Source organism: Novosphingobium sp. FW305-C-30-35, from assembly GCF_058783135.1.
Genome location: NZ_JBYSYJ010000001.1, coordinates 3130305 through 3147289 on the forward strand (window position 1 = coordinate 3130305; position 16985 = coordinate 3147289).

The following is a 16985-nucleotide window of genomic DNA, read 5'->3' on the forward strand; positions in this document are numbered from 1 at the left end:
CAAGCAAGGAAGGCTTACTCCCATGGGTAACGGCACCTCCATCGGTCGCGTGCGCGGGCTGGGCTCCAGCCACGAAGGCACCCATCACTGGCTCACGCAGCGCCTCACGGCGGTGGGCAACCTCGTCCTGATCACGTTCCTGATCGTCAGTCTCGCGCTGCTGCCGGACTACAGCTATGCCACTGTGCGCGGCTGGGTCGCGCGGCCGCTGCCGTCGATCGCGCTCATCCTGATCATGATCAACACCTTCACCCATGCCCGTATGGGCGTGCAGGTCATGCTCGAAGATTATGTCCATGAAGAAGGCGGCAAGGTTGTCGCCTGGCTTCTGGTCAATGCAGTGCCCTTCGCGGCCGCTGCCTTCGGCATCCTTTCGGTTCTGCGCATTGCGCTCGGGGGCGCATAAGACATGACTTCGACTCAGCCTGCCTACAAGATCATCGACCACACCTACGACACCGTCGTCGTCGGTGCCGGCGGTTCCGGCCTGCGCGCCACCATGGGTTCTGCCCAGGCCGGCCTGCGCACCGCCTGCATCACCAAGGTCTTCCCGACGCGCTCGCACACCGTGGCAGCGCAGGGCGGTATCGCCGCCTCGCTCGGCAACAATTCGCCCGATCACTGGACCTGGCACATGTACGACACCGTCAAGGGGTCGGACTGGCTGGGTGACCAGGACGCCATCGAATACATGGTGCGCGAAGCTCCGGCTGCGGTCTATGAACTCGAGCACGCCGGCGTGCCGTTCAGCCGCAATCCCGAAGGCACGATCTACCAGCGTCCGTTCGGCGGCCACATGCAGAACATGGGCGAAGGCCCGCCGGTGCAGCGCACTTGCGCCGCGGCTGACCGTACCGGCCACGCCATGCTTCACGCGCTGTACCAGCAGTCGCTGAAGTACGACGCGGACTTCTTCATCGAATACTTCGCGATCGACCTGATCATGGAAAACGGCGAATGCCGTGGCGTGATTGCGCTGTGCATGGACGACGGTTCGATCCACCGCTTCCGCAGCCACGCCGTCGTGCTGGCCACCGGCGGCTATGGCCGCTCGTACTTCACCGCCACGTCCGCCCACACCTGCACCGGTGACGGCGGCGGCATGGTCCTGCGTGCGGGCCTTCCTCTGCAGGACATGGAATTCGTCCAGTTCCACCCGACCGGCATCTACGGCGCCGGCGTGCTCATCACCGAAGGTGCACGTGGTGAGGGCGGCTACCTCACCAACTCCGAGGGCGAGCGCTTCATGGAGCGCTATGCCCCGTCGGCCAAGGACCTCGCCTCGCGTGACGTCGTCTCGCGTTCGATGGCAATGGAAATCCGCGAAGGGCGCGGCGTCGGCCCGCACAAGGACCACATCTACCTGCACCTCGATCACATCGATGCAGGCGTCCTGGCTGAACGTCTGCCGGGCATCACCGAAAGCGGCAAGATCTTCGCAGGCGTCGACCTTACGCGCCAGCCGCTGCCGGTCGTGCCGACCGTCCACTACAACATGGGCGGCATCCCCTGTAACTACCACGGCGAAGTCGTCACCATCGGTGCCGACGGCAACCCCGAAACGGTCGTCCCTGGCCTGTTCGCAGTGGGTGAAGCGGCGTGCGTTTCGGTCCACGGCGCCAACCGCCTCGGCTCGAACTCGCTGATCGACCTTGTCGTGTTCGGTCGTGCCACTGGCCTGCGCCTCAAGGAACTGATCAAGCCGGGCACCTCGCACAACTCGCTGCCCAAGGACAGCGCCGACCTTGCGCTGACCCGCCTCGATCACTTCCGCCACGCCAAGGGCGGCTCGCCCACGGCCGAGGTTCGCGTCGAGATGCAGCGGACGATGTCGGCCCACGCCGCAGTGTTCCGCACCGACGAACTGATGGCCGAAGGCAAGGTGAAGCTCGCCAACACCTATAAGCGCATGGAGGACATCCATGTGTCCGACCGTTCGCTGATCTGGAACTCGGATCTCGTCGAGACGCTCGAACTCGACAACCTGATCAGCCAGGCCTCGGTCACCATGCATTCGGCCTACAACCGCAAGGAAAGCCGCGGCGCCCACGCGCACGAGGATTTCCCCGAGCGCAACGATGCCGAATGGATGAAGCACACCGCAGCCTGGTTCAACGGCTGGGGCGGCAAGGGCGGCGAAGTCCGTCTCGACTATCGCCCGGTCCACGAATACACGCTGACCGACGACGTCGAGTACATCAAGCCGAAGAAGCGCGTGTACTGATCCGATGCCAATTCCTCGACACTGGTCCATGCGGACCGGCGGTTCGTCGAACCTGAGATGATCTGGTGCCAGGGTAGGAATACTCCGGCATCAGTCATTTTCGGCCCGGTGATACGGGCAGCCCCGGGAGGCAGTTCGATGAAGAGCGGTTGGAAGCATTCGAAGCTGACGCTGGTGGCAGGCGCTGCATTGGTCATGGGCGCAGCGGGGGCCATGGCACAAGGCATTACGGACATGCCGCGGCCACCTGCTCCGCCCGCGCCGCCCGCACCTCCGGCTCCCCCGTCACCTCCCGCACCGCCAGCGCCGCCTGCGCCAGGCATGGGGCAGCAAACCGTCATCATCGAAAAGCATGGCGGCGCGGATGGGCAAGAGCACGTCCGCACCGTCACCCGCGATGGCAAGACCTTCGTGTTCAAGAGCGACAAGCCATTGTCTGACGCGGACGTCGAGGCGAAGATCGCCCGTGCCGAGGCTGGCATTCCGCCCGTCCCGCCCATGCCTCCGGCTCCCCCGCTGCCTGGCAAGGGCGAGCGCCGCATGCAGCGCGTGATCGTGATCAACGGCGAGAACGAAGGCGTGACCGACATCGTTTCCGAGGACGGTCCGCATTGCCGGGGCAAGAATGCCTACGCCAACGTCGATGCCTCCGAGGAGAACGACGGCAAGGTCACTCGCGTGCGAATCCGCACATGCGGCAGCGAGGCAGACATCGAGAAGCATGCCATGGCCGAAGCGCTCGCCGGCATTCGTCAGGCGCGCGAGGAAATCGCCCGCGACAAATCGTTGTCAGACAGCATCCGCAAGCAGGTCCTCAAGGAACTCGACGCTGAAATGGCCAAGCTCAAGGCGAAGGGATAAGCGGTATCTGGCCGAGAAGGTCTTTCAGTCAGCCTTCTGGACGACCGGTTTGCTTTCGAAGCGGATCGGATCGGCGTTGCCCGGCTTCGATTTTGCGGACTTCTTGTCGTCGTCCTTCTTGCTGTCGTCCTTCTTGTCGCGTTCCGCCTTGGCCTCTGCTGCTTCGCGTGCGGACCACAGGGCTGAAACATCCTTTGGCGTTGCCGCGCTCGCCGGGTATTTGCAGCCGCGCTGTTCGCCCACGCCCTTGAGATAGGCGCGGCGCACCGACCCTGCGTAGATCGCCTCGTTCCACTTGCGCTGCTGGGCATTTGCGCCACTGATTTCGCGGATTACGCCGCCGAACGGAATCAGTGAGCCAACGAGTGACTTGGCAATATTGCCCATCTTCAGCGTCGAATTGCCATCGTCCCGTGCCACGTCGATGTCGTCACCAAGAACAGCGTCAAGCTTGGTGATCTCTGCGGCGATGGCAGGACACTTGCGCATGCCGGCAAGATCATAAGGCTTCTGCCGCGCAGCGACGAGAATTTCCGGCACTTCGTCCTTCTTGATGTTCAAGTCGGACAAAGGCTTCGTAACCACATCACTCGCCGTCACCTTTTCCTCCGAAACCGCAGTCTGTGCGGCGAGAGGGAAGGCAACGGCAAGCGTGCAAGGCAGTATCGTTGCGAACCGAAGGGCCTTGGTAAACTTCATTGTCTGCTCCCCGTTTAACGGATGAAGTCTTCAGGCCCTTCGCGGTTCCGTGAATTAATGTTAACAAACACTCATCACAGCGCGGCGAACGTGTCGCACTGGTCCTCGTCCGCTGTCTCGATTCCCTTGCGCAGCCACTGCATCCGCTGCGCGGCGCTGCCGTGTGTGAACGCATCCTCCACCGGACGGCGGCCTGCCGCCTTCATCAAAGTATCGTCGCCGATCTGGTGTGCTGCACGCATGCCTTCCTCGATGTCGCCCGCTTCGATGCGATCCCGATTGCGGCCTGCCCAGACGCCGGCATAACAGTCGGCCTGAAGTTCGAGAGCGACCGAGTAGCGGTTGGCCTGGCTCGGACTGCTCTGCTGCAACTGCCGCACCTTGGCTGACGTGCCGAGCAGGCTCTGGATATGGTGGCCGTATTCGTGCGCCATCACATAGACACGGGCAAAGTCGCCGCCGGCACCCATCTGACGGTCCATTTCCGTGTAGAAATCGGTGTCGATATAGATGCCGCTGTCGCTCGGGCAGTAGAACGGCCCCATCGCGCTCTGTGCCGCGCCGCAGCCCGACCGGCCATTCTGCGAGTAAAACACGAGAGTCGGGGCTTCGAACGGGATATTGGCCTGCTGGAACAGTGGGCCCCACGTCTTGTTGAGCGAGGACAGCGCGTTGCAGCTTTCCTTGCTGAATTCGTTGACGGAGCAGCTTTCTGCCAAGGAGGCGCCACCCTGCTGTTCAACTGGTGCCGAAACCTGGCCCTGCTGCATCGAACCCAGCATCTGCATCGGGTCGACGCCGAACACCACTGCGGCAATCAACGCGATCACGATCGAGCCGCAACCCACCTTGCCGCCGCCGCCGAACGGGAAGCCGCCGCCGCCGCGTTGATCCTGGACATTGATGGAACTGTCGAAATCGTCGAGCCGCATGGGCAATCCCCTTTTTTGCGTTTGCGACTGGACAAGCGGCGAGCCGCCCGCGATGCCAGCGCGATCAATCCATCCAGAAACCCCGGAGTAATCGAATGTTCCTGAAGGGCAAGTGCGCGCTCATCACCGGCTCCACCTCGGGCATCGGCCTCGCCTATGCGCGGGCGCTGGCCGCAGAAGGAGCGGACATTGTTCTCAATGGCTTCGGTGATGCCGAACAGATCAAGGCGCTGTGCGAAGAACTTGCCTCTGTCAGCGGCGGCCGGGCGATCTTTGCCGCAGGGGACCTGACGAAGCGCGAAGGCACCGAAGCGATGGTGGCGACGGCGTTGGCGGAGTTTGGCGCGGTCGACATCCTGATCAACAACGCCGGAATGCAGCACGTCGCCCCGGTCGAGGAATTCCCGGTCGACAAGTGGGACACGATCATCGCGCTCAACCTCACGGCCGCATTCGACGCCTGCCGCCTGTGCATTCCGGGCATGAAGGCCAAGGGATGGGGTCGCATCCTGTTCACGGCCTCGGCCCATTCGCTCACGGCTTCGCCTTACAAGGCCGCCTATGTGGCGGCCAAGCATGGCATTGCCGGGCTGACCAAGACGCTTGCCCTGGAGCTGGCAACCGACGGCGTGACCGCGAACTGCATCAGCCCCGGCTACGTCTGGACGCCGCTGGTCGAGAACCAGATTCCCGATACGATGAAGGCAAGGGGCCTGACGCGCGATCAGGTCATCAACGATGTCCTGCTGGAGCGGCAACCCACCAAGCAATTCGTCCAGCCGGAAGATTGCGCGGCGCTCGCGTTGTTCCTGTGCCGTCATGAAGCGCGCAACATTACCGGGGCGAATTACAACGTCGACGGTGGCTGGGTGGCGCAATAAAGGGCAACCACCAACCTCCTATGTAAAGTTCTGTTCATCATCCACGCCCCAATTGGGAACTTGCGCCTCGCTCCCGCTTTTGAGAGCAAGGGTCTGCGACGAGGCGTTTGGGGTCGGCGATGAAGCGTTACGGGGGCTGGACAGTAGCGATAAGGGGGAGCTTGGTCCTCGGCGCGCTGCTCCTCGTCTCCGCGAGGCCGGCGCCGAAGAAGCCCGGCCCGGTGGAGATCGCGCTCAAGGCCCACGTCGAAACCCTGGCGAGCGACGCCTTCGATGGACGCGAACCGGGCACCGAGGGTGAAACCAAGACGCTGCGCTATCTCGCGCGTCAGTGGTTCGACATCGGGCTGTCTGCCGGGACCAACATGCCTGGCAACGGCTGGTTCGCCCCAGTGGAACTTGTCGAGCGTGAACCGGTGCTGTCACGTGCCAGCTTCATGCGCGGTCGCAAGCGGGTGAACTTGCCGATCGACAGCGTGTTCGTGGTAACGTCTGGCCTGCGCAGCCTTGTGCAGGATGCGCCACTGGTGTTCGTCGGGCAGGCCACGTCACCCGTCACGTCGCGCGCGGAACTTGCCGGCCGGGTTGCCGTGATGCTCGACAGCCTGCCCGAGGGCCTTGCGCGAGATCGGGCAGGTGATCGCGCGGGGCGGTTGCTGGATGCCGGCGCGCTGGCGGTTGTCACCGTACTTGATGATGAGCGGGGCCTGGAAGATGTGATCGCCCGCCGGCGTCGCGCCGGCTATGCGGTCGCAGGCGAAAGAATCGGAAATGAGATCGAGGCATTCCTGTCGCCGGCAACGGCCGAGACGCTGCTCGCCGGAACGGCACGGCCGACCGTGGCCCGGCTTCAGGCAGATGCCCGGGCAGCAGACTTTTCGCCTTATCTTCTCGGGATTTCCGGCACTTTCGAGGCAACTAGCCGCGAAACGCGGATCAAGACCCACAACCTGATCGGCAAGCTGGAAGGCCGCAATCCTTCGGCGGGGGCCGTCCTGATGATGGCGCACTGGGACCATTTCGGCGAGTGCGGCAGCGCGCCGGCCGAGGACCTGATCTGCAACGGCGCGATCGATAATGCATCGGGCCTTGCGGTCATGACCGAAACCGCGCGCATTCTCTCGCGCGGCAAGCCTCTGGAGCGCGACGTTTATTTTCTCGCGACTACGGGGGAGGAACTCGGCCTGCTCGGCGCGATGGCCTTTGCCGAAAACCCGCCGATCCCGCTCGATCGGTTCGTCGCCGCGTTCAATGTCGACAGTACCGGGCTGGTCCCGCCAGGCGGGCCGATCGGCGTGGTCGGCAAGGGGCTGACGCCGCTCGATCCGCTGATTGCCGATGTCGTCAAGCGCATGAAGCGCAAGCTCGCGCCGGGTGATGCGCCCAACGCCTATATCCGGCGGCAGGACAGCTTCATCCTGATGCAGCACGATGTCCCGGCGGTGATGGTCAGCAACTCCTACGGCGACATGGAGCGGACCGAGCGGTTCATGGAGGATACCTATCATCGTCCCAGCGACCAGCCAGGGCCGTGGATCGACTACGCCGGGATGGCCGACGACGTGAACCTGCAGGTCGAACTGATCCGCGCCTTTGCCGATCCGAAACGCTACCCGGCGCGCGCTTCGGCCCCGTCTGCAAAGCGCCCCTGATTTCGGGAACCAAACCCTCTAGCGGAACTGCCCCTTCCTGTTTACATGGGCCGCCACGAATCTCCCCGGACCTTTAGAAGTGGCGCGCATCATGGACATCCCTCTCGGCCTTACCTTCGACGACGTGCTGTTGCGTCCTGCCGAGTCGGATATCGTGCCTTCAATGGCCGACACGCGCACGCGGCTGACCCGGGGTATCAATCTCAACATTCCGGTCCTGTCGTCGGCGATGGACACAGTGACCGAGGCCGACATGGCAATCGTCATGGCGCAGTTGGGCGGGATCGGCGTGCTCCACCGCAACCTTTCGATCGAAGAGCAGTGCGCCGCGGTGCGGGCCGTCAAGCGCTTTGAAAGTGGTATGGTCGTCAATCCGATTACCATTTCGCCCGATGCGCCGCTGGGCGAGGCACAGGCCCTGATGCGCCAGCACAAGATCAGCGGCATCCCGGTGGTCGAGGCTTCGGGCAAGCTTGTCGGTATCCTCACCAACCGCGACGTCCGCTTTGCCGACAACCCGCAGCAGCCCGTGCGCGAACTGATGACGCACGAAAATCTCGCCACGGTAAAGCTCGGCGCCAGCGGCGATGATGCGCGCCGCCTGCTGCACCAGCGCCGGATCGAGAAGCTGCTGGTGGTTGATGATGCATTCCACTGCATCGGCCTGATCACGGTCAAGGACATCGAGAAGGCCGTGACCTTCCCGGACGCCACCAAGGATGCTGCCGGTCGCCTGCGCGTTGCCGCCGCCACCACCGTGGGCGAGAAAGGCCTGCTGCGCACGCAGGCGCTGGTCGAGGCCGAATGCGACGTCGTCATCATCGACACCGCTCACGGCCACAACCGTGACGTCGCCCGCGCTGTCGAAGCGGCGAAGAAGCTGTCGAATTCGGTCCAGGTGATCGCCGGCAACGTCGCCACGGCCGAAGCCACCCGCTCGCTGATCGATGCCGGCGCCGATGGCGTGAAGGTCGGCATCGGTCCCGGCTCGATCTGCACCACGCGCATCGTCGCGGGTGTTGGCGTGCCGCAGCTGACGGCCGTTATGTTGTGTGCCGAGGAAGCCGAGAAGTCGGGCGTTCCGGTGATTGCCGACGGCGGCCTGCGCACCTCGGGCGACGCTGCCAAGGCGCTTGCCGCCGGTGCCAGCTCGGTGATGATCGGCTCGATGCTGGCCGGCACCGAGGAAGCGCCGGGCGAGACGTTCCTGTACCAAGGCCGCGCCTACAAGTCGTATCGCGGCATGGGTTCGGTCGGCGCAATGGCGCGCGGCTCGGCCGACCGCTACTTCCAGCAGGACATCAAGGACCAGATGAAGCTGGTGCCTGAAGGCATCGAAGGCCAGGTGCCCTACAAGGGACCGGCCAAGGACGTGGTCCACCAGCTCGTCGGCGGCGTGAAGGCCGCGATGGGCTACACTGGCAGCCGCACGATCGAAGACCTGCGCAAGCGAGCGCAGTTCGTGCGCATTACCAATGCGGGCCTTCGCGAGAGCCACGTCCACGACGTGACGATCACGCGCGAGGCGCCGAACTACAAGGTCGGCTGAGGGCGGCTGAATGACGCCTCCGGCGCGGGTTCAGGCCGCGATCGATCTGCTTGATGCAGTGATTGCGGCAGCCAGGGCGCAAGGGGCTTCGGCAGACCGGATTGCGGCGGACTGGTTCCGGGCGCGGCGCTATGTCGGCTCGAAGGACCGACGCGCCATTCGCGAACTGGTATGGAATGCGATCCGGGCATGCGGCGAGGTGCCGGTGTCCGGGCGCGCCGCGATGCTTCGTCTGGCGCAAGCGGACGCGGCTCTGGCCGGGTTGTTCGATGGATCGAACTATGGGCCAGCGCCGATTGAGGCAGGTGAGCCGGTGGCGTCCGGTGGCGTTGCGCCTATGTGGCTGGCAGAACGACTTGCGGCTTCGGGTCTCGATGATCAGGAACAGGCCGCGCTGCTGGGAAGGGCGCCGCTCGATATCCGGGCCAATACGCTCAAGACCACGCGAGACGAATTGCGTTCGCGCCTGCCTGTCGAGGCCGACCTAGCTATCGCCCCACAGGGCTTGCGGCTGCCATCGGGTACGGCAGTCGAATCGTGGCCGGAATTCGCCGAGGGGCTGTTCGAAGTGCAGGACGCCGGCAGCCAGATCGCCTGCATGGCGCTTGGCGTGCAGCCCGGCGAAGTGGTGGTCGATCTGTGCGCGGGGGCGGGCGGCAAGACGCTTTCGCTGGGGGCAGCAATGGGCAATCGCGGCAAGCTCCTCGCCTGCGACATTGACCGGCCCCGCCTGTCCCGCCTTCCGGAGCGCGCCAGCAGGGCAGGGGTCCTGGTTGAAGCGCGCCTGCTCAACCCCGGACGTGAGGCTGAGATGCTGGCCGACTGGCAGGGCAAGGCCGACGCGGTGATGATCGATGCGCCGTGTTCGGGCACAGGCACCTGGCGCCGCAATCCCGAGGCGCGCTGGCGGCTCGATGCCAAGGCGATCGAGCGCTACTGCGCGATGCAGGCCAATGTGCTCGATATCGGGGCTTCGCTGGTAAGGCCGGGCGGTCGGCTGACTTATGTGGTCTGCTCCCTGCTCGATGCTGAAGGTGCAGACCGGATAGAGGCATTCCTTTCGGCCAATCCCGGCTGGGATGTCGCGCTGCCCCCGCTGCCTGCGGGCCAAGCGCGGGGCAGCGGCTGGCGGCTTACACCCTTTAGGGATGGCACCGACGGGTTTTTCTTCGCAACGCTCGTACGCCGTGTTAACTGAAGCGTCATGGACGCGGGTTCATTCAATGATGGTCCTTCAAAAGGTAATCGGACCAAGGAGCTGTTGATGCGTTACGCCCCCATTGCCCTCGCTCTGTCACTTGTCGTTGGCGTGACCGGCAGCATGGGCGTGGCGAAGAACACGGCGGCGTCCGACCCGCGCGTCGAAGCCTTGCTCAAGGACGGTCGTGCATCACTCGCCAAGGGCGACGTTTCGGCGGCGACTGACAGTTTCGAAGCGGCGCTCGCCCTTGATCCGGCCAGCAATCCTGCGCTGCTGGCGCTGGCTGATGCCGCCCGGCGCGATGGGCTGCAGGGCAAGGCGATCCACTATTACCGCCAGGTGCTCGAACGCGATCCCAATAATGTCGTCGCCATTTCCGGCGAAGGCGGCGCGATGGTCGAGAAGGGCGCTCTTGAGAAGGCCCGCCGGAACCTGACACGGCTCGAAGGCCTGTGTGGCAAAGCTTGCGCGGAAACCGCCGAACTCTCGGCGGCCATCGCGCGCGGACCTGCCAAGAAGGTCGTGTCGGCCGAAGCTGTCATCCCAGCCGAGAAGGTGGAGACGAACTGACGCCAGCGGACGTCAGATCAGTTCGCGGAATTCCTCGACCACCTGCCGGTAGACGCGCTTCTTGAACGGCACGATCAGTTCCGGAACCTGTTCCGGTTCAACCCAGCGCCATGCCTCGAACTCGGCATGTTCATGGGCGTTGAGGTCGATGTCGGTATCCTCGCCTGAAAAGCGCATCAGCAGCCACTTCTGGCGCTGGCCGCGAAACTTGCCGCCCCACATCTTGCCCATCAGGAAATCGGGCAGGTCATAAAGCAGTTCGTCGCGCGTTTCCGCGATGATCTGCACGAGGTGGGAGGAGACGCCGGTCTCCTCCTGCAGCTCGCGCAGGGCGGCGGCGTGGAGATCCTCGCCGTCGTCGATCCCGCCCTGCGGCATCTGCCAGGCGTCCATCTCCTTGTTGTCGATCCGCTTGCCCACGAACACGCGCCCGGCGCTGTTCACGAGCATGACCCCGACACAGGGACGGTACGGAAGCCCGGCAAATTCGTCTGTCATTTCAACCTTTCCAGTAGCAGCCGGACCGCCTTGAAGATCGACTGCATGTCGGCCTGCGCGCTCGGGATTGCCTTGCGCACCTGCGTAAACCCGTGGATCGTCCCTTTCATTTCAAGAAAGACGACTTCTGCTCCAGACCGGATGAGTTCCGCCCCATAGACCCGCCCGCTGTCGCGAATCGGATCGAGCCCCGCCGTCACTAGCACCGTCGGCGGCGTGGTCGAGTGGTCGCCATAGATCGGATAGGCGCGCTTGTGGCCGGTGACCGCCTGATAGGCATTGGCGAACCAGTTCATCGAATCCGAGGTGAGGAGGAAACCCTCGGCGAAATCGAGGAAAGACTGGTGATCGGGCTTGTCGTCGGAAAGCGGGTAGATCGGCACCTGCATGACCACCGGCACCGCCGCGGGGCTTTCGACCAGCGCCTGGGTCACGACGATCGTCAGGTTGCCGCCGGCGCTGTCGCCCATGGGGATCAGGCCGGTGATTTCGCGCCCCAGCGTGGCCGAGTTCGCAGCGATCCAGCGTGCCGCGGCCTCGCAGTCGTCCGGCGCGGCGGGGAAGGGGTGTTCGGGCGCCAAGCGATAGTCCACCGCGATGACCGGCAGATCGAGTTCCGCGGCGATTTCGGTGCACAGGCTGTGATGGCTTTCGAGATCGCCGATCACGAAGCCGCCGCCGTGGAAGAACACCACCGCCGGACCTGCCTCGCGCGTTTCGCGCAGGTCATAGAGACGAAGCGGGATGTCGCCGGCGGGGCCGGGGCAGGTCAGGTCTCGGACCACCGTCAGTTCGCGCGGGTCTGCTTCGGCAAGTTGACCCATCGCAATGTAACTGGCGCGTGCTGCCTCCAGGCCCATCTGGCTCATCGGCGGGGCATCGGTGCTGTTGAGGAAAGCCAGGAAGGCTTGAACGTCGGGGCGTACGTAGTGGGTCTTCTGATCGGTCATGACAGTTCCTCGTCCCGCAAACAGGATTCGTTATAAACACCGTGGTAAGTTGGCTTTTGCAACTTGACTGGCAAGCGCGATGGGAATCAAGAGCGCAGGAGGATTTTTCGCCCTGCGCAGATTTTCTTCTTTGCGAACGGAACACGAGGGGCATAGGCGCGTGTCAGCACTGGGTGAAACTCCCGGGCGCAGCAGAGGACGATATGGCTACACTAGTTGAAGGACCGGACGCGCTGACGGGCGGCAAGGAATCACCGACCCCCGAGGCGGTGGTTGTGCGCTTTGCTGGTGACTCGGGCGACGGCATGCAGCTGACCGGCGGTCAGTTCACCCTTTCCACGGCGCTGGCGGGCAACGACCTTGCCACTTTCCCGGACTTCCCGGCGGAAATCCGCGCGCCGCAAGGCACGCTGTTCGGCGTCTCTGCCTTCCAGATCAACTTCGGCTCGACCGAGATCGACACCGCGGGCGACCAGCCCGACGTGCTCGTGGCAATGAACCCGGCAGCGCTCAAGACTAACGTCGGCGCGCTCAAGGCCGGGGGCCTGATCATTGCCGACACCGGCGAGTTCAACAAGCGCAACCTCGAGAAGGCCAAGTACGAGGTCAACCCGCTTGAGGACGGCAGCCTCGAGAAGTGGCAGCTGCTCGCGTTCGACATCTCGGCGCTGACGCTCGAAGCGGTAAAGCCCTTCGGCCTTGGCAACAAGGAAGCGCTGCGCTGCAAGAACATGTGGACGCTGGGCCTTGCCCTGTGGATGTTCGATCGTGACCGCCAACCGCTGGTCGACTGGTTGAACGCCAAGTTCGCCAAGAACCCGGTTCTGGCCCAGGCCAATATCGCTGCGCTGAACGCTGGCCATGCCTATGGCGAAACCGCCGAACTGGCAGGGCCGCTCAAGCAGTACCACATCGCTCCGGTCGAGAGCGAGCCGGGCCTCTACCGCACGGTCACCGGCGCCGAAGCGATCAGCCTCGGCCTCGTAGCGGGCGCGCAGCTGGCCGATCTGCACATGTTCTTCGGCGGCTATCCGATCACGCCTGCCTCGGCGATCCTGCACAACCTTGCCCGGCTCAAGGAATACGGCGTTACCACCTTCCAGGCGGAAGACGAGATTGCCGCAATCGCCTCGGCCATCGGCGCGAGCTATGCGGGCCAGCTGGGCGTGACCTCGTCGTCTGGCCCCGGCATTGCGCTCAAGGGCGAGGCGATGGGCCTTGCCATCATGACCGAGCTGCCGCTGGTCATCGTCAACTCGCAGCGTGGCGGCCCGTCGACGGGTCTGCCGACCAAGACCGAACAGTCGGACCTCTACCAGGCGGTCTATGGCCGAAACGGTGATGCGCCGATGCCGGTGATCGCGGCACGCAGCGCTTCGGACTGCTTTGAAGTCGCCATCGAGGCCTGCCGCATCGCGGTGGAATACATGACCCCGGTCATGCTCCTGACCGACGGCTACATCGCCAACGCGGCGGAGCCGTGGAAGGTGCCCGATCCCGAAAGCTTCAAGCCGTTCCCGGTGACGTTCCTCGAAGAGAAGAACGGCCCCAACGGCGAACTGTTGCCCTTCGCGCGCGACGAAAAGGGCGCGCGTCCGTGGATCAAGCCCGGCACTCCGGGCCTGATGCACCGCATCGGCGGCATCGAGAAGAACCCCGGCACCGGCAACATCGACTACAGCCCGGCGAGCCACCAGATCATGACCGACGCACGCAAGGCCAAGGTCGAAGGCGTGGCGAACTCGATCCCCTTGCAGGAAGTCAGCCATGGCGAGGCTTCGGGCAAGCTCGTGGTCGTCGGCTGGGGCAGCACTTATGGCCCGATCTATCAGGCCGTGCGCCGCGCCCGTCGCAAGGGCCTCGACGTCAGCCACGTCCACGTCCGCCACATCTGGCCGATGCCGTCGAACTTGGGCGACCTGCTCAAGTCCTACGACAAGGTGCTGGTGCCCGAGATGAACACCGGCCAGTTCAAGACCGTGCTGCGCGACCAGTTCCTGATCGACGCCCAGCCGCTCAACAAGACCAGCGGCCAGCCCTTCACCATCGCGGAAATCGAAGCCGCGATCGTGGATGCGCTTGGCGGCCACGCCGGAGGCGAGGTCGATGCCGACAAGACGCAGCTGCCCAGCATCAAGAGTGACAATCCATGAACGAGATGACCAAGATCGCGGTCCAGACCACGCTCAAGGACTGGGAAACCGACCAGGAAGTGCGCTGGTGCCCAGGTTGCGGCGACTACGCGATCCTCAAGGCGGTGCAGCGCACCCTGCCGGAGATCGGCGCCGATCCTTCGAACACCGTGTTCGTTTCGGGCATCGGCTGCTCCAGCCGCTTCCCGTACTATGTGGAAAGCTATGGCTTCCACACGATCCACGGCCGTGCGCCCGCCTTTGCCACCGGCATCAAGCTCGCCAATCCGGAACTCGACGTCTGGCTGGTGACGGGCGATGGCGATGGCATGTCGATCGGCGGCAATCACACGATGCACATCCTGCGTCGTAACGTGAACGTGCAGATCCTGCTGTTCAACAACGAGATCTACGGCCTGACCAAGGGCCAGTTCTCGCCGACGAGCCGCGAAGGCACCAATTCGCCGACGTCGCCGCTCGGCTCGGTTGACCGTCCTGCGCTCCCCTGCGCCTTCGCGCTGGGTTCGGGCGCGCGCTTCATCGCGCGGGCCTATGACGTCTCGAAGAACCTGCCCGGCGTGCTCAAGGCGGCTCATGCCCACAAGGGCGCGGCCTTCGTGGAAATCTTCCAGAACTGCATCGTCTACAACAAGGACCGCTTCGACGACTTCGTCGCCAAGGGCGTGGCCGACCAGAACCAGCTGTGGCTGACCGATGGCGAGCCGATGCTGTTCGGTTCGGAGAAGTCGGGCGGCGTGAAGGGCATTGCGCTCGACATGGACACGCTGACGCTCAAGGTCGTCGACGTGACCGATGGCGACTGGCAGGCGGCGGGAGTGCTCGTCCACAACGTCAAGAACCGCGCGCTCGCCCATATGCTCGTGGAGATGCCGTTCGGCCCGTTCCCGATGGCGCTGGGCGTGATCTACGACGATCCGCGGCCTTCCTATGAGGACGTGCTGCTCGGCCAGGACGAACAGGCCCGCAAGGGCAAGGACGCCAACCTCGCCAAGCTGCTTGGCAAGGGCCAGACCTGGACCGTCAGCGGAACAGCTGCCGATCCGGTCTGATTTCCGGGTTTCCCAAAGGCTTCCAAGGCCGCAAGGATGCGACGCGGGTCGTGCCCTTGCGGCCTTTCTGTTTGAGGTCACCGATTGGACAACCTGACGCACAGCCTTGTCGGTTGGGCACTCGCGGAAACGGGTCTGAAGCACCGGTCGCGCAAGGGCCTTGCCGCGCTGGTGCTGGCGGCGAACATGCCGGATATCGACGTGTTCTTCGGCTGGGCGCCGTGGGCGCCGCTCGCCATGCATCGCGGGTTCACGCATGGGCTGGTGGGTGGCGTGGTGTTGATGCCGCCGTTGCTGGTAAGCCTTCTGTGGCTGTTCGATAGCTGGCAGGCTTCGCGCGGGAAGATCGCGCGGGAGGCGCCGCCGCTGCGCCTGGGCTGGCTGGTGTTGCTTAGCTACCTCGGTGCGATCACGCATCCACTGCTCGATCTGCAGACTGTCTATGCCGTCCAGCTGCTGTCGCCGTGGAGCGAACGGTGGTTCCACTCTGATGGCCTGTTTATCGTCTCGCCCTGGGTTCTCGCGATGTTGGGTGGTGGCATATGGGCAACGCGGCGTTTTGCCTCCGGCGCGATCGCGGTGGCTTGCCTGGGACTGGTGGCAGCGTTCATCCTGCTCAATGTCGGCATATCCGCGCTGGCCTGGCAGGCACCGCGCAGCGACGCCCCTTATGCCATTCCCGACCGCGTGTTTGCCGCGCCCGAGGCGATGATGTTCTGGCGGCGCGATGTGGTCTGGCGTGAGCGCGGCAGAATCACTTTCGGCCAATACGATCCACTCCAGCGGCTTGGCGGTCTTTTTAGCTTCGGCGCTCCGATCGCTGACAACATGAGCGATCCGCTCGTCCGCAAGGCAGCGAACGCAACGCCCGAGGCGGTCAAGTTCCTCGCTTGGTCGCAGATGCCGGTTGCGAAAGTGGAGCGCTCCGGCTGCATGGCGAGGGTGACTTTCGCGGATGCGCGGTTCACTGGCCCGACGATGGCGCGAAACTTCCACACGGTGGTTGAACTTCCGACCTGCTAGGCGCCGGGCGTCAGTGTCTCGAGCATGTCGTCGGCCTGCTCGGCGACGGCTTTCGCTGGCTTGTGCAGCAGCGCCGAGGCGAGGAACGCCCAGCCTGCGCCGCCAAGCCATCCCGCCGCAACGTCAGTCGGAAAATGGACGCCGAGCCAGACCCGGCTGATCGCAATGGCAATGCTCAGGGCGATGGCGCTGATGATCAGGGTCCAGCGAATCGAGCGGCGCGGGCTCATGGCCGCGAAGGCCAGCGCGATGGCGATGTAGATCACCGCGGAATTGAAACTGTGCCCACTGGGAAAGCTCTGCCCGCCCGCCTCGGTCAGGTGCGGCACGATCATCGGGCGGGGGCGGCCGACAGCAATCTTGACCAGCGAGTTGACCAGCCATCCGCCCATGACTGTCGCAGTCAGCAGCACTGCCTCGCGCTTCAGACGCAGGAACAGCAGGGCGGCGAGCACGCCGATCAGGATGAGGTTGCGCAGCAGGACCCCGCCAAGCGCCGTCAGATCCCGCACCGCCTCGAGCAGCCATTGCGGACCGGCGGGAACAAGGTCTGCCCCGCGTCGCCAGAACAGCAGGCCGGAACTGTCGATCTCGCTGCCGTGCCCTGACAGCACGAGCGAGGCGACCAGGACAAAGCCGATCCAGCACAGCGCCGACGCGATCAGGGCATGGCGCGGAGATATTCTCCAGCTGCGCGCCCTTTGGGGCAGGTGGCGTTCGGGGGCGGCTTGGACCATCGGTTG

General features: G+C 64.4%; 16 protein-coding genes. 11 read left to right on the top strand and 5 right to left on the bottom strand.

The window, feature by feature from the left end; all coding sequences use genetic code 11:
- The first annotated feature begins 22 nt into the window (after positions 1 to 22).
- The 3 genes from sdhD to AC3WLM_RS15505 all read left to right on the top strand — a co-directional run bounded on the left by sdhD (position 23) and on the right by AC3WLM_RS15505 (position 3085).
- A complete protein-coding gene (sdhD, locus tag AC3WLM_RS15495) occupies positions 23 to 406 on the top strand; it encodes a succinate dehydrogenase, hydrophobic membrane anchor protein (RefSeq protein WP_039333991.1) in 384 nt (127 codons plus the stop codon).
- Between the two features lie 3 nt (positions 407 to 409).
- A complete protein-coding gene (gene sdhA / locus AC3WLM_RS15500) occupies positions 410 to 2224 on the top strand; it encodes a succinate dehydrogenase flavoprotein subunit (protein WP_039333993.1) in 1815 nt (604 codons plus the stop codon).
- Between the two features lie 138 nt (positions 2225 to 2362).
- Positions 2363 to 3085: a hypothetical protein gene (locus AC3WLM_RS15505; RefSeq protein WP_492477883.1), complete on the top strand. Its 723-nt coding sequence runs from the start codon at positions 2363 to 2365 to the stop codon at positions 3083 to 3085.
- A gap of 24 nt (positions 3086 to 3109) precedes the next feature.
- Here AC3WLM_RS15505 and AC3WLM_RS15510 read toward each other — a convergent pair whose 3' ends face one another.
- Both AC3WLM_RS15510 and ypfJ read right to left on the bottom strand, forming a co-directional pair.
- The gene (locus AC3WLM_RS15510; protein WP_492477884.1) at positions 3110 to 3784 is read right to left on the bottom strand and encodes a hypothetical protein; all 675 of its coding nucleotides are present in this window, start codon (positions 3782 to 3784) and stop codon (positions 3110 to 3112) included.
- Positions 3785 to 3858: 74 nt separating this feature from the next.
- Positions 3859 to 4716, bottom strand: coding sequence for a KPN_02809 family neutral zinc metallopeptidase (ypfJ, locus tag AC3WLM_RS15515; RefSeq protein ID WP_039333996.1), 858 nt, complete (start codon positions 4714 to 4716; stop codon positions 3859 to 3861).
- A 95-nt stretch (positions 4717 to 4811) separates the two neighbouring features.
- Here ypfJ and AC3WLM_RS15520 point away from each other — a divergent pair, with 95 nt between their 5' ends.
- The 5 genes from AC3WLM_RS15520 to AC3WLM_RS15540 all read left to right on the top strand — a co-directional run bounded on the left by AC3WLM_RS15520 (position 4812) and on the right by AC3WLM_RS15540 (position 10569).
- The gene (locus AC3WLM_RS15520; RefSeq protein WP_039333997.1) at positions 4812 to 5597 is read left to right on the top strand and encodes a 3-hydroxybutyrate dehydrogenase; all 786 of its coding nucleotides are present in this window, start codon (positions 4812 to 4814) and stop codon (positions 5595 to 5597) included.
- A gap of 119 nt (positions 5598 to 5716) precedes the next feature.
- Positions 5717 to 7249 carry a M28 family metallopeptidase gene (locus AC3WLM_RS15525; RefSeq protein WP_492477885.1) on the top strand — a complete coding sequence of 511 codons (1533 nt, stop codon included), beginning with the start codon at positions 5717 to 5719 and terminating at the stop codon, positions 7247 to 7249.
- Between the two features lie 91 nt (positions 7250 to 7340).
- On the top strand, positions 7341 to 8798 hold the full coding sequence (gene guaB / locus AC3WLM_RS15530; protein ID WP_492477886.1) for an IMP dehydrogenase: 1458 nt from the start codon (positions 7341 to 7343) through the stop codon (positions 8796 to 8798).
- A gap of 10 nt (positions 8799 to 8808) precedes the next feature.
- Positions 8809 to 9996: an RsmB/NOP family class I SAM-dependent RNA methyltransferase gene (locus AC3WLM_RS15535; protein WP_492477887.1), complete on the top strand. Its 1188-nt coding sequence runs from the start codon at positions 8809 to 8811 to the stop codon at positions 9994 to 9996.
- A 66-nt stretch (positions 9997 to 10062) separates the two neighbouring features.
- On the top strand, positions 10063 to 10569 hold the full coding sequence (locus AC3WLM_RS15540) for a tetratricopeptide repeat protein (protein ID WP_230487634.1): 507 nt from the start codon (positions 10063 to 10065) through the stop codon (positions 10567 to 10569).
- A 12-nt stretch (positions 10570 to 10581) separates the two neighbouring features.
- On the opposite strand, the gene AC3WLM_RS15545 is transcribed toward AC3WLM_RS15540, so the two are convergent.
- Both AC3WLM_RS15545 and AC3WLM_RS15550 read right to left on the bottom strand, forming a co-directional pair.
- The gene (locus AC3WLM_RS15545; RefSeq protein WP_039334001.1) at positions 10582 to 11067 is read right to left on the bottom strand and encodes an RNA pyrophosphohydrolase; all 486 of its coding nucleotides are present in this window, start codon (positions 11065 to 11067) and stop codon (positions 10582 to 10584) included.
- Positions 11064 to 12017, bottom strand: a complete 954-nt coding sequence (locus AC3WLM_RS15550; protein ID WP_492477888.1) for an alpha/beta hydrolase — start codon at positions 12015 to 12017, stop codon at positions 11064 to 11066. The genes AC3WLM_RS15545 and AC3WLM_RS15550 overlap by 4 nt, the downstream gene beginning before the upstream one ends.
- Before the next feature lie 203 nt (positions 12018 to 12220).
- Between AC3WLM_RS15550 and AC3WLM_RS15555 the strand changes: the two genes are divergently transcribed.
- From AC3WLM_RS15555 to AC3WLM_RS15565, 3 genes are all read left to right on the top strand, one after another.
- Positions 12221 to 14170 carry a 2-oxoacid:acceptor oxidoreductase subunit alpha gene (locus AC3WLM_RS15555; protein WP_492477889.1) on the top strand — a complete coding sequence of 650 codons (1950 nt, stop codon included), beginning with the start codon at positions 12221 to 12223 and terminating at the stop codon, positions 14168 to 14170.
- Positions 14167 to 15219, top strand: coding sequence for a 2-oxoacid:ferredoxin oxidoreductase subunit beta (locus AC3WLM_RS15560; protein WP_039334018.1), 1053 nt, complete (start codon positions 14167 to 14169; stop codon positions 15217 to 15219). The genes AC3WLM_RS15555 and AC3WLM_RS15560 overlap by 4 nt, the downstream gene beginning before the upstream one ends.
- An 84-nt stretch (positions 15220 to 15303) precedes the next feature.
- A complete protein-coding gene (locus AC3WLM_RS15565; RefSeq protein ID WP_492477890.1) occupies positions 15304 to 16242 on the top strand; it encodes a metal-dependent hydrolase in 939 nt (312 codons plus the stop codon).
- On the opposite strand, the gene AC3WLM_RS15570 is transcribed toward AC3WLM_RS15565, so the two are convergent.
- A complete protein-coding gene (locus AC3WLM_RS15570; protein ID WP_052242296.1) occupies positions 16239 to 16979 on the bottom strand; it encodes a phosphatase PAP2 family protein in 741 nt (246 codons plus the stop codon). The two genes, AC3WLM_RS15565 and AC3WLM_RS15570, sit on opposite strands and share 4 nt — an antisense overlap.
- Positions 16980 to 16985 lie beyond the last annotated feature (6 nt).